This window comes from Flavobacterium sp. UBA6135 (assembly GCF_002428305.1).
In the GTDB taxonomy this organism is placed as follows: Bacteria; Bacteroidota; Bacteroidia; order Flavobacteriales; family Flavobacteriaceae; genus Flavobacterium.
Genome location: NZ_DIVJ01000019.1, coordinates 17,773 through 44,236 on the forward strand (window position 1 = coordinate 17,773; position 26,464 = coordinate 44,236).

Sequence of the window (26,464 nt, forward strand, 5' to 3'; positions counted from 1 at the left end):
TTGAAAAAGGTTACTCATAATCGAATACATTTTGTAAAAAGAATCATACTGCTTTTGTTGGTTTTTTGTTCTGGTTTTATTGGTTTTTCTCAGGTTGATGAAGACACGCAAACCCCACAGGATTCAACAGGTTTTTCTGTTGGAAAAATTTTGTTAAACAATCCAAACAGTATCCTGGCTGCTTATACTTATGACCCTATCACTGATCGCTATATTTACAACAATTCTATTGGTGAATATAACATTACCTATCCTTTAATTTTGACCCCAAAAGAATATCATGATTTGGTTCAAAAAGAAGCGATGCGTAATTATTTCAAGCAAAAATTAGATGCTATTGAAGGGAAAAAAGCCGGTAGCGAAGCGGCAAAAAAAGATTTACTACCAAGATATTATGTTAACTCCGGTTTTTTTGAAACCATTTTTGGTAGTAACACCATTGATGTGCAACCGCGAGGTTCCGTTGAAATGGATTTAGGCGTTCGCTATACCAAACAAGATAATCCATCATTTTCACCAAGAAACCGAACCAATACTACCTTTGATTTTGATCAAAGAATCAGTATGAGTTTGACGGGTAAAGTAGGAACACGATTAAACGTAAATGCTAACTATGATACGCAATCTACCTTTGCTTTTCAAAATTTAATAAAATTAGAATATACTCCTGATGAGGATGCTATTCTTCAAAAGCTGGAAGTTGGTAATGTAAGTATGCCACTTAATAATACTTTGATTAGAGGTGCACAAAGTTTGTTTGGAGCAAAAGCCCAATTCCAATTTGGGAAAACAACTATTACCGGTATTTTTTCTGAACAAAAATCGCAAACACGTTCCGTAACAGCACAAGGAGGAGGAACGCTTCAGGATTTTGAGCTTTTCGCTTTAGATTATGATGCTGACAGACACTTTTTTCTTTCGCAATATTTCAGAAGTCGTTATGATGCGTCGTTACGAAATTATCCGTTCATTGATAGTAGAGTTCAAATTACCCGAATTGAAGTTTGGATAACTAATCGTCAAAACCGCGTTACACCAGGCCAGGAAGGAAATAATTTAAGAAATATTGTGGCTTTACAGGATTTAGGTGAAGCCAGACTTTTAGGTATTCCTGACAATCAAGTTGTTGGATTGGATCCTGCAGTTGTTTTTAATCCATTGATACAAGCAAATACGCCGTCTAAAAACTCCAATAACTTTTTTGACCCAAGATTAATTGGTGATCCACAAGGTTTGTTGCGTCCTGAGATTCGTGAAATTGTAACTACAGATTTTGGTTTTAATTTACCGCCAACAACCGTTAGTGAAGGAAGGGATTATTCCAAGTTGGAGAATGCCAGAAAATTAACGTCAAATGAATTTACTTATCATCCGCAATTGGGTTATATTTCGTTACAACAACGACTCACCAATGACGAAGTGTTAGCTGTTGCCTATCAATATACGATAGGTGACGAAGTGTATCAAGTTGGGGAGTTTGGTAATGACGGAGTTGAGTCTACCGTTGTTGATCCTGATGGTGTGCCTTCAACACAAAGTTTGGTGTTAAAATTATTGAAAAGTAATTTAACTAACGTGAATCAACCGATTTGGAATTTGATGATGAAAAATATCTATCAAATTCAAGGAGCTTTTCAATTGAGTCAGGATGATTTTAGGTTTAACATTTTATATACCGACCCTTCACCTTTAAATTATATTACTCCGGTTCCGGGAAGCAATTTTCCACCAAATCCAACTTTAGGAAATGAAGTAGCAGAAACACCACTTTTGAAAGTGTTTAATGTTGATCGATTGAATTACAACAATGATCCACAAGTAGGAGGAGATGGTTTCTTTGACTTTATTCCCGGTTTAACAGTAGATACTCAAAATGGTAGAATTATATTTACAACTGTTGAGCCATTCGGAAGAACCTTATTTAATAAATTGATTGACGGAGCACAAGATTATGATGTTCCAAGCACCTATAATACAAATCAAAATAAATATGTGTTTCAAAGCATGTATAGGAGTACACAAGCGGCCGCTTTACAAGACAGTGATAAGAATAAATTCCAATTAAAAGGACGTTATAAATCTACCGGAGGTGATGGTATTGCAATTGGAGGATTTAATATTCCACAAGGTTCAGTAGTGGTTACTGCTGGAGGAAGGGTTTTAATTGAAGGAGTAGATTATACCGTCAATTACCAATTGGGAAGAGTACGAATTTTAGACCCATCGTTATCAAATACACCTATTGAAGTTTCCGTAGAAAATAATGCCGTTTTTGGTCAACAAACCCGTCGATTTTTTGGGGTTAATGTTGAGCATCAAATTTCCGAAAACTTCCAAGTTGGGGGTACGTTTCTTCGTATGACCGAGAGACCTTTTACACAAAAATCAACGTTTGGACAGGAGTCGGTTAACAATACTATTTATGGTGTAAATGCCAATTATTCATCGGAATTACCCTTTTTGACTCGATTAGCAAATAAGCTTCCTTTTGTTGATACTGATGTGCCTTCTATGTTATCACTTCGTGGAGAAATTGCTTTCTTAAAACCGGATTCGCCAAAAGCAGATAATTTTAATGGAGAAGCGACACTCTATGTTGATGATTTTGAAGGTTCGCAAACCACAATTGATATGCGTTCTCCTTTTGCTTGGAGTTTAGCGAGTGTGCCTGCAAGAAATGCAGCCAGCACCTACAATTTTTTAGAAAACTCAGAAATTCCTTTGGAATATGGTTTCAAGCGAGCCAAATTATCTTGGTATAGTATTGATCCAATATTTTATACCTCACAACGCCCTTCTGCAATTTCTGATGCTGATTTAGCAACTAATAAAACAAGACGTGTATTTATCAATGAATTGTTTCCTGTAACTGATATTGTTCAAGGTCAAACTACTGTAATCAACACGTTAGATTTAACGTATTACCCTAGGGAAAGAGGACCCTATAATTTCAATACTGCTGCAAACGGAAGCAATACCTTACCAAATCCGGAGACCAATTTTGGGGGAATTATGCGTGCCATAAATTCAACCAACTTTGAACAAGGAAACGTTGAATACATTCAGTTTTGGATTTTAGATCCTTATGTTGGAGCAGGAGCAGTTGATATATCAAATCAAGGAAAAATATATTTTAACTTAGGAGAAATCTCTGAAGACGTTTTAAAAGACGGTAGAAAGATGTATGAAAACGGATTGCCAAATGCGGGTTCATCCCAACCCACTATTCCAACCATTTGGGGTAAGGTTCCTGCATCACAATCGTTGATTTATGCTTTTGATGCTGATGGTGCCAATAGAGCTTCGCAAGATGTAGGATTGGATGGTCTAACAGATGATGAAGAAGCTTTACAATTTCCTGCTTTTGCAGGCCTTCCCGATCCGGCAGGAGATAATTATCAATTCTACTTAAATTCGCAAGGCAACATTATAGAGCGATATAAAAATTATAACGGGGTTCAAGGAAATTCTCCGGTAACGGTTACCGATAATAATAGAGGAAATACCACACTTCCTGATACCGAAGACATCAATCGTGACAATACCATGAATACGATTAATGCCTATTATGAATATAGCATTGATGTAAGACCGGGAATGCAAGTGGGAGAAAATTACATTACAGATATTGTTGAAACTACGCCAGTTATACCTGGTCCTGGTAACCAAACAACAGATGCTCGTTGGATTCAATTCAAAATTCCGGTGACCCAACCTGAAAATATTATTGGCAACATTTCCGATTTTAGATCCATTCGTTTTATGCGTATGTTTTTAACTGAATTTACAGAGGAAGTTACCATGCGTTTTGGTGTTTTAGAATTAGTACGAGGAGAATGGCGACGTTTTGAACGATCATTAGATCCAAATGAAACAACTCAAGTAAACGATGAAGATGATACTGCTTTAGATGTACTTTCTGTAAATATTTTAGAAAACAGTAACAGGCAACCGATAAATTATGTGTTGCCTCCCGGGGTTCAACGTGAGCAACTTTACAATCAAAATACAGTTGTAAATCAAAATGAACAATCTCTTTCGCTGCGTATTTCTAAAAAAACACCATCAGAACCGGGATTAGGAGGATTAGAGCCGGGTGATGCAAGAGCGGTTTTTAAAAACATTGAAATGGATTTCAGACAGTTTAATAAACTGAGAATGTTTTTACATGCTGAAGCCCTGCCAACAGAAGGTAATGATGCCAATGGTTTGAAAGACGATGAAATGATTGCTTTTATTCGTTTTGGAAATGACTTTACTGAAAATTTCTATCAAGTTGAAGTACCTTTAAAAGTAACACCTCATTTTAGTGCTTCACCTCAAGATATTTGGCCCAAAGAAAATGAAATGGAATTAACCATGGCCTTGTTGACTAAACTGAAAGTTTTAAACATTAACGGAACAGCTCCTGCTCCTGACGCTTTTGGAATTAGTTTTGTTGATGAAACAGAGTTAGATCCTTCAATGGCAAATAAAGAAACTGCAAAACTTCGTTTGGGGATAAAAGGAAATCCAAATTTTGGTTTGGTGAGAACGATTATGATTGGTCTAAAAAATGGTACAACCAATCAAGAAGTGCATTCCATGGAACGAGATATTCGAGGGGAGGTTTGGTTTAATGAACTTCGTGTGTCAGACATGAATAACCAAGGAGGTATGGCAGCCATTTTGAACATGGATTCTAATATGGCCGATATCGTATCGGTTTCTGCAGTAGGAAGAATGAGCACCATTGGATTTGGTTCTTTAGAACAAGGAGCAAATGAGAGAAGTCGTGAAGACATGAAGCAATATGATATTGTAACCAATGTTAACTTTGGAAAATTTTTGCCTAATAAATGGGGTTTGAATTTCCCTTTCAATTATGCAATTGGCGAACAAATTATTACACCGGAATATGACCCTTTCAATCAAGATATTCGATTGGATCAATTATTAAATGTTACCGCTGATGCGGCTGAGAGAGAAAATATAAGAAATAGAGCAATTGATTATACCAAAAGAAAAAGCATTAATTTTATTGGTGTTAGAAAAGATCGTTCACCAGAACAAAAACCAAGAGTTTACGATGTTGAAAATATAACGCTTTCGCATTCTTTCAATCAAGTTGAACGTCATGATTTTGAAATTGAAGATTATATTGATAAGCAAACAAGAACCGGTGTTGACTATGCTTATGCCTTTCAAAATAAACCAATAGAGCCATTGAAAAACAATGCTACTATGAAAAAATCACAATACTGGAAACTATTGAGTGATTTTAATTTTAATTATTTACCATCGTCTATTAATTTTAGTTCAAATATTTTAAGACAATACAACAGGCAACAATTCAGACAAGTAGAGGTAACCGGAATTCCATTGGATGCTTTATACAGAAGAAATTATTTGTTTAATTACCAATATGGATTTAATTTTAATCTAACAAAATCATTAAAATTAAACTATACTGCTTCAACCAGTAATATTGTTAGAAATTATATGGATGAAGAAAATGTTCCGGACAATACCAATACCATTTGGGATGATTATTGGAGTATTGGAACACCAAACCAACACAACCAACAATTAGTTTTAAATTATGAATTGCCATTAAATAAAATACCGTTTTTAAGTTTCTTAAAATCTAATTATTCCTATACGGGTACTTACAATTGGCAGCGAGCTTCGTTGGCCTTGGCTACTTATGTAGCCGAAGATGGCAACTCCTATAATCTAGGAAACACCATTCAAAATTCAGGATCACACAGAATAAATGCGACACTGAATATGGACATGTTTTATAAGTATGTTGGATTGACAAAAGGACCAAAAAAACCGGCTCAAACCCCTAGACCTGCTCCTCCTAAACCTGGTGAAAAAATTGTAAGTACCAGACAGCCGGTTCCACAAGAAAGTAATGTATTTTTAGATGGTTTAATAGGATTTGCAACCAGTGTAAAAAATATTCAGGCAAATTATACACATAACACAGGGGCAATGCTTCCGGGTTATTTGCCAACAATTGGTTTCTTTGGGTCTTCTCGTCCTTCTATGGCATTCGTTATGGGAGCACAGGATGAGGTGCGATATGAAGCTGCAAAAAACGGTTGGTTAACCAACTATCCTGATTTCAATCAAAGTTTTACGCAAGTAGTTACCAAGCAGCTTAATTTGACAGCCAAAGTTGATTTATTTCCAGATTTTACTATTGATTTGGTTGCAGACAGAAATTATATGGAAAATTTCTCAGAGCAATATGATGTGATAGATGGAGTTTACAATTCAAGATCTCCATATACTTTCGGTAACTTTTCTATAACTACCTCAATGATTAAAACTTCATTTAGCCGTAGTGATGAAAATGGTTCTGCACCTTTTGATGAGTTTAGACAAAACAGGTTGCAAATAGCCAACAGATTAGCGGTTCAAAGAGGAATTGATATCTCTGATCCATCCAATTTAGATTCGGAAGGCTACCCAATTGGCTATGGAAAAAATAATCAAGCTGTTTTGATACCTGCATTTTTATCCGCTTACACAGGCAAAGATGCTTCTGATGTTTCCTTAAGTCCATTCAGAAATGTACCAATTCCTAATTGGACGGTTAAATATAGTGGTTTGATGCGTTATCAATTTTTTAAAGATAAATTCAGAAGATTTTCTTTGCAACACGGCTATAGAGCTTCTTATACTATAAACTCTTTCCGATCTAATTTTGAATATGATTTAAATCCTAACACAATAGATCCGGTTAGTGGTAATTATTATAACAAGACTTTAATTGGAAATATCAATTTGGTAGAACAATTCAATCCTTTGATTCGAGTAGATATGGAGATGAAGAATTCCTTTAAGATATTGGCCGAAATGAAAAAAGACAGAGCTCTTTCTTTAAGTTTTGACAATAATTTATTGACAGAACAAAAAGGAGTTGAATATATTGTTGGTTTAGGTTATCGAATTAAAGATGTTATTTTTTCATCCACATTAGCCGATAATCCAACAGGTGTAATTAAAAGTGATATCAACATTAGAACCGATTTGTCTTTTAGAGATAATACAACAATTGTTCGTTATTTAGATTATGATAACAATCAATTAGCAGGCGGACAAAATCTTTGGTCAGCAAAATTAACTGCCGATTATTCTTTTAGTAAAGAATTGACTGTAATTTTTTATTATGATCATATGTTTTCTAAAGCGGTAATATCTACTTCATTTCCAATGACTAATATTAGAACCGGATTTACTGTTCGATATAATTTTGGAAATTAAGTAGAAATAGTTCAAAAAAGATTTTATAATTAAGCGACTAAAAATTACATTTGCTAAAACAAATTAAGATATGAATATACCAGCTGATTTAAAGTACACCAAAGACCATGAATGGATTAAAATTGATGGTGATATAGCTACTGTTGGAATTACTGATTTTGCTCAAAAAGAACTTGGAGACATTGTTTATGTTGAAGTAGAAACGCTAGACCAAACATTAGATAGAGATGAAGTTTTCGGTACGGTTGAAGCCGTTAAAACAGTGTCAGATTTATTTTTACCTGTTTCAGGAGAAATTATTGCTTTTAATGAACTTTTGGAAGCAGATCCAGAGAAAGTAAACAATGATCCCTATGGTGATGGATGGATGATTCAAATGCGAATTTCGAATCCTTCTGAAGTGGCAGATTTATTAGATAGTGATTCCTATAAAGAATTAATTGGATTATAAACAAAAGATATTTCAAGTCGTTTTTATACTCTGGATTATTGCTATTACTTTATTAAGTTTAGTAGAAACAGATAAATTACCTAGTTTTGAGGTGAAAAATTCAGATAAATTTGGGCACTTTGTTTTTTACTTTTTGCTTACTTTTTTTTTGTTTTTAGCCTTGCCTAAACAAAGATTAAGTTTAAGGTTTAAGCTTTTGTTTAGTTTTTCATTTTCAGTTATTTATGGCATAATAATTGAGGTGTTACAAGGGGTTGTAACTGCCAAAAGACAACCTGAAATATTGGATGTTTTTGCCAATACTTTAGGAAGCTTATTAGCTGTACTAGTTATTTGTTTTTTGCTCCCTAGGGTTAAATTTTTAAAATAATTTCGATTGTTTTCGATAAATACATATATTAGCATCTCAAAAATTATAAATAATGGAACCAAAAAAGAATCCTAATGTTGATCCCCGAAGAAATAGTTTCCTCTATTTCAGTTTAGGTTTAATGGCTATGGTAGTTTTATCCTATGTTGCTATTGAATTAAAAACGTATGAAAAAGATTTGTCTGGATTGACAAAAAAAGTGGATGATAGTTTTTTAGACGAAGAAGTACCAATGACGCAACAATTAAATGTTCCGCCACCGCCACCGCCACCGCCACCGCCTGCACCTGAAATTATTAAGATTGTTGAAGACAAAAAAGACATTAAAGAAACAATCATAGAATCTACAGAAACCAACCAACGTGAAGAAGTTGTTAAAGTAGAAACTGTAAAAGTGATTGAAGAAGAACCTGAAGTAGACGTTCCTTTTGCAATTATCGAAGATGTTCCAATTTTCCCTGGTTGTGAAAATGTACCAAAAGATAAAAGAAGAGATTGTTTTAATGAAAAGATTAATCAGCACATTAAAAAGAATTTCCAATACCCTGAAGCAGCAATGGATGCAGGGCAACAAGGAAGAGTATTCGTAAACTTTGTTATTGAAAAAGATGGTTCTATTACCATTGCTAATTTAAGAGGCCCTTATCCTGTCCTTGAAAAAGAAGCAGCAAGAATTATCAACAAAATTCCTAAGTTGACGCCGGGTAAACAAAGAGGTAAAGCAGTACGTGTTCCTTTTAGTATTCCTATTACTTTTAAATTAGATTAATTTTATTTCGACATATAAAAAGCTACGCAATTGCGTAGCTTTTTTTTGGCATGTATTTTGGTTTCAAGTTACTATAACCTTAAAACCACAAACCATGAATGCAAATGACCAAAAAAGAATTGAAAATAGTTCACTCTATTTTCAAGTAGGATTAACATTAAGTTTGATAGTAGCTTATCTGTTTATTGAGATTGAATTTCAAACCATTAATGAAAATAACGTGATTAGAAATAAAGAAGTTGATATTACAGAGGTGTACAATCAAAAGTTTATCGTTGAAAAACTGAAGGTAATAGAGCCAATTGTAGAAAAAAGTAAGCCAAAATTTGTAAACAAAGTAAAGCCTGTTGAACAAACCAAACCTGATGAAAAAGAGCCTATAGAGACAACAATGCCAGCAGCTGAACCTACAACTGATAAACCTGCAGAACCTGTTGAAAGTGTTCCATTGCCAATACCAACAAAGCCTGATGTTTTTGAAAGAGGAGTGGTAGAAGAATCACCTACTTTCATGATTTGTGCTAAGTTAAAAGGAATTGAACGAGATAAGTGTTTTAACGAGCAATTAAAAAAATTTCTTTTAAGTAATTTGAATTATCCAGCTAAAGCTTTAGATAGAGGTATTGAAGGTAGCATTGCGGTTCAATTTGTCATAGATAAAAACGGGGCTATAACCAATGTTAAAACTATAAATACCAGTAATAAAGATCTTGAGAAAGAGGCTTTGCGAGTGGTGTCTAAACTTCCAAAAATGGCACCGGGAAAGCAAGGAAATGAAACAGTAAATGTGAGATATACCATTCCTATTTCTTTTAAAATACCCAATTAATAAATATTATTCAGAAACTACCATGCAATGCGTGGTTTTTTTTTATTTTTATACCATGAATATAAAACCTTATCTCGATTCAACCTATTTAAAAACAGCGACTCATGCAGGTTTGTCTGCAGATGAAAATAAAATAGTTGTACAAAGCTATGTTCAAGAAGCAATACATGAAGGATTCAAATTAATTATGATTAGACCAAACATGGTTGCTATGGCAAAAAAAATGATTGTGGAAGCTCAATCTAAAGTGCTTGTTGGAACCGTGATTGGTTTTCCTGAAGGGATTGCATCAATTGAAGACAAATTAGTTGAAGCCCAAAAAGCAATTGATGATGGTGCAGACGATTTGGACTTTGTTTGTAATTATCAAGCTTTTATTGATGGAAAGGTTGCTTTATTAAAAAATGAAATATTACAAGGAACAAGCTTAGGGTTAAAACACAATAAAACAGTTAAATGGATTATTGAAGTTGCTGCTCTAACCGATCAACAAATTATACAATTAGCTGCCTTAATCAAAAATATAGTTATTTCTAATTTTAAAGAAGATTGCTATTCAAGTGTTTTTGTGAAATCATCTACCGGTTTTTATAAAACCACAGACGGATTGCCAAATGGAGCTACTGTGCCTTCCATCATTTTGATGTTAGAAAATGCTTCGCCTTTACCGATAAAAGCGGCCGGCGGTGTTAAAAATTATAATGAAGCGATAGAAATGATAAAACTTGGAGTAAAACGAATCGGTACTTCTTCCGCCAAAGCCATTGCAGCCGGTTATAATGCGACTAATTCTTATTAATGCCTTCAACTTCAAATGAGCACATTTTTAAAAACCCTTTTTTTACTGTTTTCTTTTGCTTTGTTTGCACAAAGTACCAGTGAAACGTTAGAACAACATCCTGTTTTTCCGGATTGTGCCGGAAAATCTAATAAAGAACTGGAGCAATGTTTCAATGCTCAGTTGCAAAGCGTGGTTTACAGATCGTTTGTTGTGCCCGAAAGTAGTATAAAATCTAATTACAAAGGAACAATTACAGTTTTGTTTGAAGTCAATCAAGAGGGAAAATTTAAAGTACAATACGTTGATGCAACAGATGCTGAGTTGGTTGCAGAAAGTAAAAGAGTTATTGAAGAATTGCCGGCAATTGGACCACCAACTTATGCCGGAAAACCAACGTATTCTAGGTATACCATTAAAATCTTTATCCCTTTGGACGGTTCTCGAGATGAAATTTTGCCATCACCAACTTTGGTAAAAACAAAACCTGAAAAAGTAATTAGGGAACAAAAAGAGTTAACAGAATTTGATGATATCAAATATGCTGCTTTTTCTAATCCTCAATTTAAAAGCAATTTAAACATTCCATTTTCACATCAGTTCTATTCACAGTTTGATAGTCAGATGAATCAAGTGGGAACAAATAATCATACGGCTTCCAAACCATTGACTTATGCTGAAGTGGCAAAATATTATGATTTTGAAGCAGCCAATCAAAAAATTCTGAAAGACAAATCCGGTTGGTGGGGAAAAAAACTTTGGAATGAACACATGGTTGCCATTCAAGGTGAAGAGTATTGGTTTACGCTAAACCCGATTGTTGATTTGCGAATTGGGAAAAGTGATCCGAGTGCTGCGAGTTATACGTATCAAAACACAAGAGGCGTTCAAATTCAAGGTGGTTTAGGAAGTCAACTTAATTTCACATCAACAATATATGAAAGTCAAGGAAGATTTGCTCCATATTTTAATCAATATGCTGAGAGTATTCGTCCTTCCGGTGGGAATCCGGCCATCATTCCCGGAGTTGGAATTGCAAAAGAGTTCAAAACAGATTCATATGATTTTCCTTTAGCGGAAGCCAATTTGACTTACACGCCAAGCCAGTTTATCAATTTACAGCTCGGGTATAACCGAAATTTTATTGGTGATGGTTATCGTTCCTTGTTGATGGGTGATGGAACCAGTCCGTATCCCTATTTTAAAATAAACACCTCGTTTTGGAAAATCAAATATACCAACACTTATATGTGGTTAAAAGACGTTCGAGAGGATGTTACGAATGAAGGAACTTATGCTACAAAATATATGGCCAACCATTATTTGAGTTGGAATGTTTCCAAACGTTTAAATATTGGATTGTTTGAATCTGTTGTTTGGGCTAACACCAATGACCGTGGATTTGATGTGAATTTTGTAAATCCTATTATTTTTTATAGAGCTGTAGAATTTTCTTCTTCTTCAAAAAGTGGTAATGCTGTCATTGGGTTGACTTCAAAATACAAATGGAACAATCAAATTAATCTTTACGGACAATTTATATTGGATGAATTCGCTCTTGGTGATGTGCAAGAAAACAATAAAAGTTGGCGAAATAAATTTGGCTATCAAATTGGAGCCAAATACTTTAATGCCTTCAAAATAGAAAACTTATTGCTTCAAGTTGAGTACAATCAAGTGCGACCTTATGTTTATGCACATAGCAACCCACTAACTAATTATGCTCACAACAACCAAAGTTTAGGCCATCAATGGGGTGGAAATTTTAGGGAATTTATTGCTATTGCCCGATACTTTAAAGGAAGATGGTTTGGTGATGCAAAATTGACTGTTGGTAAAAGAGGATTTGATTTTGACACGGAGGAAGATGGTTTTAACTATGGCGGCAATATTTATAAAAATTATAACGAAGACCGACCTTTTGATACCGGAGTTGCAATTGGTCAAGGAAATGCAACAACTATTTTTATTGCAGATTTACAAGCCGGATATTTAGTGAATCCAACATCCAATTTAAAACTTTTCGGAAATTTAATTTATCGCAATTTCAATCCGTCTCAAAATACACTAACTGCTTCTAAGGATACTACTACTTGGTTTTCTGTTGGAATTAGAGCCGATTTGTTTAATTGGTATTTTGATTATTAAATTTTAAATCAGAATTTCAAAATTTAATCTTTTTTCTAAATTGTTCAATTCGATTTCAAATTTCTAATTTGTATCTTTGCCGAAGTTTTTAAAAAATTAATGAAAACCGCATTGAACGTAACTCAAAATTCCATTTCTACAAAAGCTCTTTTTACAGATTTTAAAGAAATCACTAAAGCGGGATTATCCATTAGTGTTGTTTTTTCATCTCTTGCGGGCTATTTGTTGGGGGTTGTTGATTTTTCTTTGGATAGTTTGAAAATTATAGCCCTATTAGCTATTGGTGGTTATTGCATGGTTGGAGCTTCCAATGCTTACAATCAAATTATTGAGCGAGATTTGGATGCTCTGATGGACCGAACTAAGAACAGGCCATTGCCAGCTGGTAGAATTTCGGTTTCAGCAACATTGGTAATAGCTATCATTTTGACATTAATCGGTTTGGTGGTTTTATATAGCATCAATCCTAAAACCGCTATGTTTGGGGCTATTTCGATTTTTTTGTATACAAGTGTTTATACGCCACTAAAAACCCTAACGCCACTCTCTGTTTTTGTTGGAGCCATTCCCGGAGCCATACCGTTTATGTTAGGTTGGGTTGCAGCAACAAATGATTTTAGTTTAGAAGCCGGAACACTTTTTTTAATTCAATTTTTTTGGCAGTTTCCACATTTTTGGGCTATTGGATGGTTTTTGTTTGAGGATTATAAAAAAGCCGGATTTTTTATGTTGCCCACCGGAAAAAGAGATGCCGCAACAGCACTTCAAATAATTTTATATACGGTTTGGTTGCTTGTAGCCTCTTTGTTACCTGCTATTTTTCCTCACATAGGAATTGTGGGAAGCCGATTGTATCTGTCGCCGATAGCAGCAGTTTTGGTATTTGCATTAGGTATTTGGATGTTGGTTTATGCTTTTAAGCTCTATAAAAAGCGAGATGCAAAAGCGGCAAAGAGTTTAATGATAGTAAGTGTATTTTATATCACCTTGTTGCAAATTGTATTTGTAGCAGATAAATTTTTAAGATAATTATGGAAATGTCAATTCAAGAACACAATTTACGGAAATCACAATCGTATAAATTGTTGTTGTGGTTTGCAATGATAAGTATGGTTATGATGTTTGCCGGATTAACCAGTGCTTATGTAGTAAGTTCATCGAGAGCTGATTGGTTGAAGGATTTCAAAATGCCAACTGCTTTTTTTATCAGCACCTTGGTAATTATTTTAAGTAGCGTGACTTTTTATTTGGCAAAAAAGGCTATAAAAGTTAATGCACACAAAATAACTTCCTTGTGGTTATTGGCAACATTGTTTTTAAGTGTTACTTTTGTAGTGTTACAATTTGTTGGTTTCGGGCAAATTATAGCAGATGGTTATTTTTTCACCGGAAGTGAGAGTACAATTACAACCTCATTTTTGTATATTGTAACCATTTTGCATATGGCTCACTTGTTTGGAGGCTTGATTGCATTATTGGTTATAATTTATAATCATTTTAAACAAAAGTACAATGCTTCTCAACCCCTTGGAATTGAACTAGGTGAGATGTTTTGGCATTTTTTAGGAATTTTGTGGATTTTATTGTTTTTATTTTTCTATTTCTATTAATAGAAAAAAAATGTAAATTTGGACACTTTTTAAAATAGACTATATTTATGGGAGCGACAGTTACTACAACTGAAGAAAAAATCTGGGGAGGCGGCAACGAGCCAATGGGTTCTAGTTATGGAAAAATGATGATGTGGTTTTTCATATTATCAGATGCTTTAACTTTTACCGGTTTTCTTGCAGCTTATGGATTTTCAAGATTTAAATTCATTGAGAGTTGGCCAATTGCCGACGAAGTTTTCAATCACTTTCCGTTTATGCATGGAGTAGATGCTCCAATGTATTATGTGGCATTGATGACTTTTATTTTAATTTTTTCTTCGGTAACCATGGTGCTTGCGGTTGATGCAGGACATCATATGAAAAAAGGAAAAGTTGCTTTTTACATGTTTTTAACTATTATTGGAGGTTTGATTTTCGTTGGTTCTCAAGCTTGGGAATGGAAAAACTTTATCAAAGGGGAATATGGAGCTATAGAAACTAGAGGCGGAAGTATCATCCAGTTTGTTGATAAAGACGGAAAACGAATTGCACTTGATAAGTTTGCAGCTTCGATTCCCGGAGATAGAGCTCATCATGAAAGTAGTAAAGGAATTTGGTTTGCAAGCGAAGGTTCATTACCCTCTTATTCAATAGCTGAAGTAGTAGAAGGTTTTAAAGCAAATCCTGATTTGTTAATCAGAACAGAAACTTTATATCATACCAGTCATACCGGTGATGATTTACATCCTAGTTTGAATAAAGAAAAACACAAAACAATTTTAACCAGAGAAGCTTCTTTAGAGCGTTTAAGCCAAGCAGCTCACGTAGTTGAAGGTGCTAGCTTAGTTAGAAATGAATACGGAAATAAACAATTTGCCAACTTTTTCTTCTTCATTACAGGATTCCACGGATTCCACGTTTTTTCAGGAGTAGTAATTAATTTTATTATTTTCCTAAATGTAATTTTAGGAACTTACGAAAAAAGAAGAAGTTATGAAATGGTTGAAAAAGTGGGATTGTATTGGCACTTTGTTGACTTAGTTTGGGTATTTGTATTTACTTTCTTCTATCTTGTTTAATCAGTAACGATTTATAATAATGGCACACGATCATAATCTTGCAATATTTAGAGGCAAACTCAAATTTAAATCAAACGAACATAAAATTTGGGGTGTATTTATCTTTCTTTCTATAGTAACTATAGTAGAAGTAGTCTTAGGAATTATCAAACCTGGTTTTTTAATGAAGCCTTTCATCACTCCTTTTGAAGGAGGTTTTGGAGCTACATTGATGAATATTATACTTTCTCCTTTGGTTTTTCTGATACCATTAAATTTAATTTTCTTAGTGTTAACCATAGTAAAAGCCTATTACATTACTTGGGATTTCATGCACATGAGAGATGAGCGTTCAAGCCTAAGAAGAGCTGTTGTTTGGACATTTGTATTTTTAGCATTGTATATCGCTTTAATATTTTTAATTGAAGGTGATTATATTTATGAAGTTTATAAATCTTCTACAATCAAGTGGAATTTTTAACATAATATTTTACAGTGATTAAGGGTACGCAATGCGTACCTTTTTTTATTTTTGTAAAACCAAATTGGCTCTGCCTTATGAAAAAAAATATTGTTCTATTTGTGCTGTTTGTTTTACCAATTGTTGCTTATCTTTTTTTTGCAAGTGGCGTCAACAATTTTGTAAAACTTCCTACTATTACTGAAAACATTGCAGAGCTTAATAATATTCAAGATATTGATGGCAATCCAATTTCTTTTTCAGAAAAGATTACTGTTGTTGGTTTTCCGGGGACGCAATTGTTGCTTAACAAAGGCAATGCATTCAATTTGAGTCAAAAAATTTACGATAAAGTAAAAGATTTTAAAGACTTCCAACTAGTGATGCTAATTCCTGAAGGAACGGAAGAACAAGCTCATCAATTAACAAAAGAATTAAGTCAAGTTTCTGATTTGTCACGGTGGCATTATGTTGCTATTCAAACTGAGGTTCTAAAAGAATTTCATTATCAATTGCAGTTACAAGAAACACTTGACGAAAATTTAGGGACACCTAATGTTTATATTATTGATAAAAAATTAAGTCTGAGAGGCAGAAAAGGTAAAAACAAAAAAGGGGAAGAAGAATATAAAGAAGGTTACAACACTATTTCAGCCGCAGATTTACACAATGAAATGGCAGATGATATCAAAGTTATTTTAGCCGAGTATCGTTTGGCATTGAAAAAAAATTCAGCAAACCGTGAAAAATAAATCTTACATCGGAATATCGTTTATCATTTTAATTTTTGGGATTATATTCATTCCTCGAATTATTGATCGGATTTCTAACAATACCATAAAAGAAAACGATCGCTTGAATGTTTCCGGTCAAGCCGAAACTTCCAAAGATTTGCTTCAGACTATTGCAAGCGTTCCAAAATTCTCGCTAACCAATCAAAATGGAGAAATTATAACTAATGAAAAACTATTAGGCGATGTTTATGTAGTTGAATTTTTCTTTTCCACCTGTCCAACCATTTGTCCGGTTATGAATCAAAATATGGTTTTACTTCAAAATCATTTTAAGGGTCACCCTAACTTTAGCATTGTCTCTGTAACTATTAATCCGGATTATGACACCAAAGAGGTTTTAAAATCACATGCAGAACACTTAGGGGTTACTTCTCCAAAGTGGCATTTTTTAACCGGAGAGAAAGATTATATTTATTCCATTGCAAATAAAGGATTCAATTTATATGCCGCCGAAAATAAAACAATCGATGGTGGATTTGAACATTCAGGATTTTTTGCATTAATTGATAAAAATGGGAAAATGCGTTCCCGAAAAGATAATTTCGGTAATCCGATAATTTATTATTCAGGATTAAATTATTTGGATGCTGAAGGATTTGAAGAAGATTTTTCAGGACCATTTAAACCTGGAATTGAAGCACTAAAACAAGATATCAAAGTTTTATTAGAAGAAAAATAATATGGATCAAAACTATTCAGTAGAAAACAAGTTCAATAAATTGATAATTATAGTTTCTATACTTATCCCAGTAGTGGTCGCACTGCTTTTTACAGTAAAATTGAAAGATTACGGAATCAATGTAGAGCCCTTATCATTTTTGCCTCCAATTTATGCTACAATAAACGGTTTTACCGCCTTGTTTCTAATACTTGGAGTAATGGCAATTAAGAAAGGTAACAGAAAAACACACGAACGCTTTATGAAATCCGCCATTATGCTTTCTGTTTTATTTTTAGTGATGTATGTTGCTTATCATATGACATCTGACAGCACACCTTATGGTGGAGAAGGAGCTATTAGATATGTGTATTTTTTTATTTTACTATCGCACATACTTTTGTCTATAGCTGTAATTCCATTGGTTTTGATTACTTATGTGAAAGCTTTAGCAGAGCGATTTGATAAACATAAAAAAATAGCAAAAATTACTTTCCCTATTTGGCTTTATGTTGCCATTACAGGTGTTGTGGTATATTTGATGATTGCTCCGTATTATGTTTCATAAATTTGTAAAATACTTACTCGGAATTTCACTATTCTTATACTCCGCTTCAACAGCCGCTCAATGTGCTATGTGTAGAGCAGTTTTGGAAAGTGAAGAAGGTGGAGTTAAAGCTGAAGCAGTCAATGACGGAATAGTTTACCTGATGATTTTTCCTTATGTGATGGTAGCTATTGTGTTTTATGTGGTGTATAAAATGAAATACAAAACCAATAAAGAAATTTAAATTTCTTTATTCCATCCCATCAATTGTAATATTCAATTGACCTCTTGTTTTCAAATAGGCAATAATCGCCTCGTTTGTTAATTGTATTTTTTTAAATTCAAAATCATCCAAATTTCCATTTAAAAAGACACCTTTCATGGGGGAATAGTTGTTCAAATAATTCAAAACATTTTGTTTGCCTTCTTCCAAATTGGGTTTGATGGAATAGCGACAGCTTTCTTGAATTTTTCTTAAAACATATCCTTGAGCCAACCAATTTGCTGTTCGTGTCAAAACGCCTTTTGTGTCCAAAACATAATCAAGTTGATCAAAATAAATTTCTTTGGTTGCTTCATTATATTGCGGAAATCCGGATAAATAAATGGTTCCGTTTATAGAGCCGCTCATGTCTAAAGCAATAATCATTTTGCCTTTTTTATGCCATAAGTTTACCTTAGTGACTTTTACTTTTCGACTCCCATCACCAAAGGTTTGACCGTTAAAATTTTTAGTCATAATTTTTGAAGCGTCGGCATAAGTTGAAACGGCAATAATGTTGGCCGTAATTTTGTCCGGCATTGAAGAGACAGGTTTTAGAACCACTTTGTTTTTTTCAAACTTTTTTTCGGGTTTATTGCCAACAAAGGTTTCCATCAAACATTTTAATCCCATTTCAATCTGAATTGCTTGTGCATCAATTGTTGCTTCTTTGCTGTAGACTTCAATTGGCACTAATCGCAGCCAACTTTCGTAGGTTTCGCTCATTTCAAAAGGAGTAGCAAGTTGGTCTAAGGCGTCAAGCACTTGTGGTTTGAAGTTTAGCGATTCTTTGATGGAAGTGTCTATTGTTTTTTCAATTTTGGATTTGAAAATTCTAATAGTTGGATTAATAATATACGTAATCGGAATATTTTTTCCTGCAATTACAATACTTGGACTCTCGCTCCATTCTAAGGATTGAAGCGTTGTGTTGGTTTTTAATTGCCAATTTGTTAATCCTACATCACTCAGAACAGTAACAATTCCGTTAAGATTGAATTCTTTATAGTCATAGAGTCGAATTCCCATTTTGTCAAAGCCATAACGGTATTTTGCTTGAACTTTTAGTGGTAATACCGTTTTAATTTTGGTGGTTTTTCCATCAACTACTGATGAAATTTTAATGGGAGCTTGTTTCCAAATTTTCATTTCTAAATTGTCATCAGACAAAATACTGTCATTATAAATAAGGCCTGTTAAATACTTATTCATTTGAGATTCGATATCTTTAATTTTTATGGTAACCGGAACATTTATAAAGGATGTTTCACTTTCAACAGCTACAGATTTGGCTTCATCGGGTTCGGGTTTTAACGTTTCAATTTTTTGTAAAGTGGAGCAACTAATAAACCCAAAAAGAACTAAAAAAAAGAGAGCTATAATTAAAAGTAGTTTCATTTGACATAAGTAATTTTGTGTAAATGTAAATTTTATTTGAAATATTTTCCATATATCTGTAACACAAATAATTTTTATGCGTCAAATCAACGTTGACAAGATAATTTTTAAATAGATTACTAGAAAAGAATTTACATGAATATAAAAAATATAGTTTTAGCTTTATTTCTGATTTCTTTTTCGATTATTTCAGCTCAGGAAAATAAAAAATGGACGCTTCAAGAATGTGTTAACTATGCTCTAGAGAACAATATTTCTATAAAAAGTTCTGTTTTAGATACCGATTTGGCTGAAATAGAAAAGAAAGGAGCAATTGGAAACTTTCTACCTTCGGCCAATGCCTCTTCTTCACATAGTTGGAACATTGGATTAAATCAAAATATCACAACAGGTTTGTTAGAAAATCAAACCACACAATTTACCTCTGCCGGATTTAATGTGGGAGTAGATATTTATAATGGTCTAGCGAATCAAAATAGATTGCGAAGAGCCAATCTTTCAAGAATAGCATCTCAGTATCAGTTGACCAAAATGCAGGAAGATATCGCATTGAATGTAGCCAACTCGTTTTTGCAAATTTTATTCAACAAAGAGAACCTTAAAGTTCAAAAAGAACAGTTAGCCAATAATCAAAAACAATTGAACCGTTCCGAACAATTGCTTGATGCAGGTGTTATTCCAAGGGGTGACTTGTTAGATATGAAAGCAACCGTTGCTTCAGATGAACAACGTGTTATTTTGGCTGAAAATGCTTTATTACTATCTAAATTAAGTTTGGCTCAACTTTTACAATTAGAAGATTTTAAAACTTTCGACATTATTGATCAGGAATATGATGTGGTGCAAAGTCCATTGTTGCTACAAACGCCTGAATCAATTTATGAAAAAGCTAAAGAAAACAGAACCGAATTAAAAATAGCAAAAACAAATCTGGAAATTGCACAGCGTGATTTGGCCATGTCAAGAGGAGCTTATCAACCAAGATTGCAAGGTTTTTATAGCTTTAGTACCAGGGCAACCAGTTTAGAGCGAGTTACAGGAATTGCATTAAACCCTACCAATCCAACTAGTGTTATTGGATTTGTTGAAGACACTTCACAAAATGTGGTGCAACCTAATTTTAATCCGGTTTTAGGTAGAGCTCTTCCCATATTAGATCAATTTGAAAACAACAAAGGACAAAATTTTGGATTTCAATTAACCATTCCAATTTTAAATGGATTCTCTGTGAGAACTAATGTGCAACGTTCAAAAGTGGCTTTAGAGCGAAGTAAAATTTTTTATGAGCAAGAAGAGTTAACTTTAGAACGAAATGTCTTTACCGCTTTTACTGATGCTAAAGGAGCTTTAAATGCTCATGAAGCAGCGTTGACCACTTTAGAAGCCAGAGAAGAATCGTTTCTATATGCAAAAGAACGTTTTGATGTGGGATTAATGAATGCTTTCGATTTTAATCAATCACAAACGTTGTTGGCAAACGCTCAGTCAGAAGTGTTGCGAACCAAATATGATTATATTTTCAGAACCAAAATTTTAGAGTTTTACTTCGGAATTCCAATTATTCAAAATAAATAAATTATGTCAAAAAAGGTATTATATAGAGTTATTGCTGTTTTTGTAGTGTTGATTGTTCTTTTAATTGTGTTGTCAAAAGCGGGTATAATAGGCAAAAAAGACCAAGGAAAAGAAGTGGAAATTAGCAAAGTAACATCCATTACGCTAATTGAAACTGTTTCAGCTACCGGAAAAATTCAACCGGAATCAGAAATCAAAATTTCTTCTGAAGTTTCGGGCGAGATTATTGAATTAGCTGTAAAAGAAGGCGATGTGGTTAAAAAAGGTCAGTTGTTAGTTCGAGTAAATCCAGATCTTTATACTTCAGGACTTAATCGTTCTGTTGCTAGTTTGTCTAACACAAAAGCCGGATTAAGTCAGGCTGAAGCTCAATTTAGAGAAGCACAGGCCAATTATTCAAGAAACAAAACACTTTTTGAAAAAGGCGTTATTTCAAAATCAGAATGGGATCGTTTTGTTGCTGCATTCGAATCGTCTAAAGCTGCAAAAGATGCTGCTTATTATATGGTTCAAAGTGCTTCCGCAACAGTAACTGAAGCCAGAGAAAACTTAGGAAGAACTACCATTTTTGCTCCGGTTGACGGAACTATTTCAAAATTAGATGCAGAACTTGGAGAACGCGTTGTTGGAACCCAACAAATGGCAGGAACCGAAATTCTTCGTGTGGCTAATTTGAATAATATGGAGGTGGAAGTAGATGTCAATGAAAATGACATTGTCAAAATAAACATTGGCGATTCGACCAATATTGAGGTGGATGCTTATTTGAAAAAGCAATTTAAAGGTGTTGTTACTAGTATTTCTAACTCGGCCAGCAATGCTGTAACAGCTGATCAGGTGACTAACTTTAAAGTGAAAGTTAGAATTTTAAAAGAATCGTATGCTGATTTAACAGAAGGTAAGCCTGAAAATTTTTCGCCTTTCAGACCCGGAATGACAGCTACAGTTGATATTATTACCAAACGAAAAGAAAATGTATTGGCTGTTCCGATTAGTTCGGTAGTTGTAAAAACAGATACCACGGGAGGAAAAAAATATGAAATAGCCGACGAAACTAAAGGCACATCTAAATTAGACAAGAAAATGGAATGCGTTTTTGTAAAAGTTGGTGATGTAGCTAAAATCAGAGTTATAAAAACGGGCATTCAAGATGATACTTATATAGAAGTTTTAGAAGGTTTGAAAAAGGATGAAGTAATTATAGTGGGTTCCTATACCATGGTTACTAAAGAGTTGAATTCAGGAGATAAGGTTTTTGTAAAAGGGGAAGAGGAAAAAGAAAAAAAGAAAAAATAATTTTTTAGAGTTTAATATAAAAAAGGATTTAAAGTTTCGGTTTTAAATCCTTTTTATTTTATAGTATCTTTGTGACTTTATTGAACGTATGTGCTATATTTTAAATATCGAAACATCCACAAAGAACTGTTCAGTTTCTTTGGCTTTGCATGGCGAAATTATAAGCAGTAGAGAAGTGGCTGATTTGGGTTATTCTCATGCTGAGAAATTGCATGTGTTTATCTCAGAAGTTTTAGCAGAACATACTATTCAAGTTTCTGATTTAAGTGCTGTAGCCATTAGTTCGGGTCCTGGGTCTTATACGGGATTACGTATTGGAGTTGCAGCTGCCAAAGGCTTGTCCTATGCTGCGAATATTCCACTAATAGCTGTTGATACGATGGAAATACTAGCACGTCAAATTCAAGTAGGCGAAGGAGTAATTGTACCAATGATTGATGCGAGAAGAATGGAGGTGTATACGGCAACTTTTGATAAAGATTACATTAAAATAGGTCCCACAAAAGCGGAAATTATTTCTGAAGATTTTTATAAAAATAAAGATGGAAAAGTAACCCTTTTGGGTGATGGAGCCATGAAGTGTGAAGGAATTTTAAATCAGCCAAAATTTACAATATTTACTAATGCAAATTACCCATCTGCATTGCAAATGGGTAATTTGAGTTATGCTAGTTTCAAGAAAAATGAATTTGTTGATATAGCTTATTTTGAGCCTTTTTATTTAAAAGAGTTTTACACTTCAAAAGGCTAGCTTTGTTTGATATGTACATCTCTTTGAGGGAATGGAATGCTTATTCCATTTTCATCAAATTTAAGTTTTATTTGCTCCAATATATCAGAACGCATTTCAAAAAAGTCTTCAATTTTTGACCACGGTCTAACGGCCAAATCTATTGAACTGTCTGCCAAATCACGAACTAAAACTATTGGTTTTGGATCCTCCAGAACTTTAGGGTGATTCAGCATTACTTCTAGTGCTAATTCTTTTGCTAATTTTATGTTTGAACTATAACTTATTCCTATGGTTAAATCTGCTCTACGCGTAGTGGCAAAAGTGTAATTGATTATCGTTCCGTTGGATAAGGCTCCATTAGGTATAAATATGGTTTGATTGTCTGTTGTTGACAATTGCGTCACAAATATTTGAATTTGTTTCACTGTTCCCATTACGCCTTGAGCTTCAATAAAATCCCCAACTTTAAAAGGTTTGAACATGATGATTAAAACACCACCTGCAAAGTTTGCTAACGAGCCTTGTAATGACAAGCCAATTGCTAAACCTGCAGCACCAATAATAGCTACAAACGAAGAATTCTCAACACCCAACCTGGAAATTACCGTTACAAACAATAATATTTTTAAAGTCCAAATTAAAATATCAGCCAAAAACTTTGAAAGGGTTGGTTCCATTTCACGTTTTACCATGACGCTCATGATTAATTTTTTGATTAATTTAATCACAGTCCAACCTATAAAAAAAATGATGGCTGCAGAAATTAATCTAGGCGAATACTCCATTAAAGTTTTAGTAAAATAATCCCAATAATTGGTGACAAGGTCGGCGTTTACTGTAATTAAATCCATAAAAAAAACTCTCAAAAACTTTAATTTGAGAGTGCAATATACTATTTTAAAGTTTATTTTATTTTAAAAAAAGATTAAAATTTAGTCCGCATTTTCATCTGCAGCTCTTCTAACTTCTTCAATTTTTTCTTCTAAATCTTCCGTTACTTCGTCTGTTTTTTCTCTTACTTCTTCTGCAACTTCTTCCGCCTCTTCCGCAAACTTAGAAACAGCCTCTTCGGTTTTTTCGGCAGCAGGTGCCGTGTAGATGTGGATTTTTTCCTTAACATCATCTGCTAAATTACCCAACTTTTCTTCTGCTTTTTCAGCAAAATCAGTTACAGATTCTCTTGCTTTTTCGGCAAAATCTGTTACTTTCTCTTTAACTTCAGGATAGGACTCTTTAGCATTCTCAACTGTTTTTTCAATGTAATCCTCTGCTTTGGCAGCATATTCCGAAGCTTTTTCTTTCGCTTGGTCTAAAACCGCTTCTGCTTTATCGGTTACTTCAGATGCTGTTTCTTTGGCAGAGCCAAATAAATTCTTAAAAAAATTACCTAATCCCATTGTGTTTATTTTTTTGGTGAATGTCAAATCTACGAAAAAAAGCTAACGATTTTATTATAAGTAATTTAAATCTTTGTAAACTTGTTCAATGCTGTTTGTTGGAGCCAAGCAACTTTTATTTTGGCATAGATAAAATGTGTTTTTTGGTCCGGTATATCGATTTTTTAAAAAGGGTAAGTCACTGTTTTTATCACAACCTGCAAGTACAACTTTTGGATAGTAATTAGCGTTTATTTCCTTTAAAAAGTCAATATGATTTTCACCACAAATAGCTAATTCTTTTTGATAACCCGAAAAATGTAGTGCAACAGAGAGCCAATTTGAAAAAGCAGAAGGATAATCGATAGAGGCAAAAATACTTGCTGTCATTTGCTTGGCAATAGCTTCATAAAAAGTGTTTTCATAATAAATACTTAATTTAAATAAGTTGGATGCCATTACTGAATTGGAAGCCGGTATCACATTGTCTTCTAATTCATAATGATTTGAAATTAAAGCAGCATCTAAATTTGAAGTAAATCTGAAAAACTTTTTATCATTATCATAAAAATGATCCATGCAGTAATTGGTTAAATTTTTTGCTTGAGAAAGCCAATTGTCATCAAAAGTAGTTTCATAAAGAGCTATTAAGGTATCAATCACAAAGGCATAATCTTCTAAGAACCCATTGATGGTTGCTTTTTCGCCTTTGTAAGTATGAAATAAACTCCCTGATTCTGACATTAAATGATTTAAAATGAAGTTTGTGTTTTTGATGGCAATATTCAAATAGTTTTCATTTTCTAAAGCTGTACTGCTGTCAATATATCCTTTGGATAAAATAGCATTCCATGAGGTTATGCATTTATCGTCTAATCTTGGTTTTGGTCTTTTTTCTCTTTCTAAATACAAGCTTTTTTCCCACTTTCTCTTTTTTTCTTGAAGTTCCTCTAGTGTTAAATTATTCTGACTGGCCAGTTCTTCAAGGGTTTTCGTTTGGATTAAAACATAATTTTCGTTTTCCCAATGACCCAATTCATTTACGTTAAAAACTTGACTAAACAATTCAAAATCGTCTTTCAAAATGTGATGCAACTCCTCTTTAGTCCAAACATAAAAAACACCTTCTTCTAAATGATTTTCTGTATTCAGGCTATCAGCATCTAAAGCGGAATAAAAGCCACCTTTTTCGTTAAGCCATTCGCGTTCAATAAATGAAATTGTTTTTTCTATTACTTCTTTATAGATTGGGTTTCTATTCATTTTATAGGCATCGGCATAGAGTGATAACAGTTGACCGTTGTCGTAAGCCATTTTTTCAAAATGCGGCACATGCCATTTTAAATCCACCGAATACCTGGAGAAACCTCCGGCTACTGTATCAAAAATACCCCCAAATGCCATTTTTGTGAGCGTCAAATTTACATAATCAAGCAATCGTTCCTTTTTTGTTAAATAACCATATTGAAGTAGAAATTGGTAGTTGGTAGGCATCATGAACTTTGGTGCACGGGTATAACCTCCAAATTCCCAATCAAAACTTTTTTCCCATTTGGCAATAAAGTCTTTTATTTTATCAAGATCAATGTCTTCTGAAGCCAATTGCTGCTCTACTAATCCGAAATTTTCAATTCCGTCGTGTAATTTTTCGGAGTAGTCCAACATTTTTTCAGGTTGGTTTTCATAAAGTTCGTAAAGTTGTTCTAGTGTATTTGTCCAATCGTTTTTTCTGAAGTAGGTGCCCCCCCAAACCGGTTTCCCATCCGGAAGACATACTACATTAAGTGGCCAGCCGCCTCTACCGGTCATCAATTGAACGGCTTTCATGTAGATAGCATCCACATCGGGGCGTTCTTCACGGTCTACTTTTACGGCAATAAATTTTTGATTCATTAGTTCTGCCACCTCAACATTTTCAAAGCTTTCATGTTCCATCACATGGCACCAATGACAGGTTGAATAACCAATACTAACCAATATGAGTTTGTTTTTTTCTTTGGCAGTTTTGAAAATTTCCGGTGCCCAAGCTTTCCAATGCACAGGATTAGTAGCGTGTTGGAGTAGGTAAGGACTTGTTTCTTTGTGTAGTTCGTTTGACATGGTTTTATAAAAA

Annotated in this window: 22 protein-coding genes; 18 read left to right on the forward strand and 4 right to left on the reverse strand. The window is 33.8% G+C overall.

Annotated features, from left to right (window positions below):
• The 15 genes from sprA (at position 1) to B3L86_RS05675 (ending at position 17,955) form a co-directional block, all read left to right on the forward strand.
• A complete protein-coding gene (sprA, locus tag B3L86_RS05605) occupies positions 1 to 7,257 on the forward strand; it encodes a cell surface protein SprA (RefSeq protein ID WP_291116119.1) in 7,257 nt (2,418 codons plus the stop codon).
• A gap of 70 nt (positions 7,258 to 7,327) precedes the next feature.
• Positions 7,328 to 7,708, forward strand: coding sequence for a glycine cleavage system protein GcvH (gene gcvH, locus B3L86_RS05610; RefSeq protein WP_291116121.1), 381 nt, complete (start codon positions 7,328 to 7,330; stop codon positions 7,706 to 7,708).
• Entirely contained in the window at positions 7,698 to 8,078 is a 381-nt protein-coding gene (locus B3L86_RS05615; protein ID WP_291116125.1) for a VanZ family protein, read from the forward strand. The genes gcvH and B3L86_RS05615 overlap by 11 nt, the downstream gene beginning before the upstream one ends.
• Positions 8,079 to 8,130: 52 nt before the next feature.
• Positions 8,131 to 8,847 carry an energy transducer TonB gene (locus B3L86_RS05620; RefSeq protein WP_291116128.1) on the forward strand — a complete coding sequence of 239 codons (717 nt, stop codon included), beginning with the start codon at positions 8,131 to 8,133 and terminating at the stop codon, positions 8,845 to 8,847.
• Positions 8,848 to 8,941: 94 nt separating this feature from the next.
• Entirely contained in the window at positions 8,942 to 9,676 is a 735-nt protein-coding gene (locus B3L86_RS05625) for an energy transducer TonB (protein ID WP_291116131.1), read from the forward strand.
• A gap of 55 nt (positions 9,677 to 9,731) precedes the next feature.
• On the forward strand, positions 9,732 to 10,475 hold the full coding sequence (gene deoC / locus B3L86_RS05630) for a deoxyribose-phosphate aldolase (RefSeq protein WP_291116134.1): 744 nt from the start codon (positions 9,732 to 9,734) through the stop codon (positions 10,473 to 10,475).
• A gap of 15 nt (positions 10,476 to 10,490) precedes the next feature.
• The gene (locus B3L86_RS05635) at positions 10,491 to 12,602 is read left to right on the forward strand and encodes a gliding motility protein RemB (RefSeq protein WP_291116137.1); all 2,112 of its coding nucleotides are present in this window, start codon (positions 10,491 to 10,493) and stop codon (positions 12,600 to 12,602) included.
• Positions 12,603 to 12,713: 111 nt separating this feature from the next.
• Positions 12,714 to 13,631, forward strand: a complete 918-nt coding sequence (gene cyoE / locus B3L86_RS05640) for a heme o synthase (protein ID WP_291116175.1) — start codon at positions 12,714 to 12,716, stop codon at positions 13,629 to 13,631.
• Positions 13,632 to 13,633: 2 nt separating this feature from the next.
• Positions 13,634 to 14,212: a cytochrome c oxidase subunit 3 gene (locus B3L86_RS05645; RefSeq protein ID WP_291116140.1), complete on the forward strand. Its 579-nt coding sequence runs from the start codon at positions 13,634 to 13,636 to the stop codon at positions 14,210 to 14,212.
• A gap of 47 nt (positions 14,213 to 14,259) precedes the next feature.
• Complete coding sequence (locus B3L86_RS05650; protein ID WP_291116143.1) at positions 14,260 to 15,273, forward strand: cytochrome c oxidase subunit 3; 1,014 nt, start codon at positions 14,260 to 14,262, stop codon at positions 15,271 to 15,273.
• Between the two features lie 19 nt (positions 15,274 to 15,292).
• Complete coding sequence (locus tag B3L86_RS05655) at positions 15,293 to 15,733, forward strand: cytochrome C oxidase subunit IV family protein (protein ID WP_291116147.1); 441 nt, start codon at positions 15,293 to 15,295, stop codon at positions 15,731 to 15,733.
• Between the two features lie 77 nt (positions 15,734 to 15,810).
• Entirely contained in the window at positions 15,811 to 16,464 is a 654-nt protein-coding gene (locus B3L86_RS05660) for a hypothetical protein (protein ID WP_291116150.1), read from the forward strand.
• Positions 16,454 to 17,185, forward strand: coding sequence for an SCO family protein (locus B3L86_RS05665; protein WP_291116153.1), 732 nt, complete (start codon positions 16,454 to 16,456; stop codon positions 17,183 to 17,185). The genes B3L86_RS05660 and B3L86_RS05665 overlap by 11 nt, the downstream gene beginning before the upstream one ends.
• Before the next feature lies 1 nt (position 17,186).
• Positions 17,187 to 17,732, forward strand: coding sequence for a DUF420 domain-containing protein (locus B3L86_RS05670; RefSeq protein WP_291116155.1), 546 nt, complete (start codon positions 17,187 to 17,189; stop codon positions 17,730 to 17,732).
• Positions 17,722 to 17,955, forward strand: coding sequence for a hypothetical protein (locus tag B3L86_RS05675; protein ID WP_291116157.1), 234 nt, complete (start codon positions 17,722 to 17,724; stop codon positions 17,953 to 17,955). The genes B3L86_RS05670 and B3L86_RS05675 overlap by 11 nt, the downstream gene beginning before the upstream one ends.
• A 6-nt stretch (positions 17,956 to 17,961) precedes the next feature.
• On the opposite strand, the gene B3L86_RS05680 is transcribed toward B3L86_RS05675, so the two are convergent.
• Positions 17,962 to 19,371, reverse strand: a complete 1,410-nt coding sequence (locus B3L86_RS05680) for a DUF4403 family protein (RefSeq protein ID WP_291116158.1) — start codon at positions 19,369 to 19,371, stop codon at positions 17,962 to 17,964.
• 135 nt (positions 19,372 to 19,506) lie between these two features.
• Between B3L86_RS05680 and B3L86_RS05685 the strand changes: the two genes are divergently transcribed.
• From B3L86_RS05685 to tsaB, 3 genes are all read left to right on the forward strand, one after another.
• Complete coding sequence (locus B3L86_RS05685; protein WP_291116160.1) at positions 19,507 to 20,946, forward strand: TolC family protein; 1,440 nt, start codon at positions 19,507 to 19,509, stop codon at positions 20,944 to 20,946.
• A gap of 3 nt (positions 20,947 to 20,949) precedes the next feature.
• Entirely contained in the window at positions 20,950 to 22,242 is a 1,293-nt protein-coding gene (locus B3L86_RS05690) for an efflux RND transporter periplasmic adaptor subunit (protein ID WP_291116162.1), read from the forward strand.
• An 88-nt stretch (positions 22,243 to 22,330) separates the two neighbouring features.
• Positions 22,331 to 22,993 (forward strand): tRNA (adenosine(37)-N6)-threonylcarbamoyltransferase complex dimerization subunit type 1 TsaB, encoded by a 663-nt coding sequence (gene tsaB / locus B3L86_RS05695; protein WP_291116164.1) that lies wholly within the window; start codon positions 22,331 to 22,333, stop codon positions 22,991 to 22,993.
• Here tsaB and B3L86_RS05700 read toward each other — a convergent pair.
• The 3 genes from B3L86_RS05700 to B3L86_RS05710 all read right to left on the reverse strand — a co-directional run bounded on the left by B3L86_RS05700 (position 22,990) and on the right by B3L86_RS05710 (position 26,451).
• Positions 22,990 to 23,826, reverse strand: coding sequence for a mechanosensitive ion channel family protein (locus tag B3L86_RS05700; RefSeq protein ID WP_291116166.1), 837 nt, complete (start codon positions 23,824 to 23,826; stop codon positions 22,990 to 22,992). The genes tsaB and B3L86_RS05700 overlap by 4 nt on opposite strands.
• Before the next feature lie 81 nt (positions 23,827 to 23,907).
• Complete coding sequence (locus tag B3L86_RS05705) at positions 23,908 to 24,372, reverse strand: YtxH domain-containing protein (RefSeq protein ID WP_291116168.1); 465 nt, start codon at positions 24,370 to 24,372, stop codon at positions 23,908 to 23,910.
• Positions 24,373 to 24,426: 54 nt separating this feature from the next.
• Positions 24,427 to 26,451 (reverse strand): thioredoxin domain-containing protein, encoded by a 2,025-nt coding sequence (locus tag B3L86_RS05710; RefSeq protein ID WP_291116170.1) that lies wholly within the window; start codon positions 26,449 to 26,451, stop codon positions 24,427 to 24,429.
• Positions 26,452 to 26,464 lie beyond the last annotated feature (13 nt).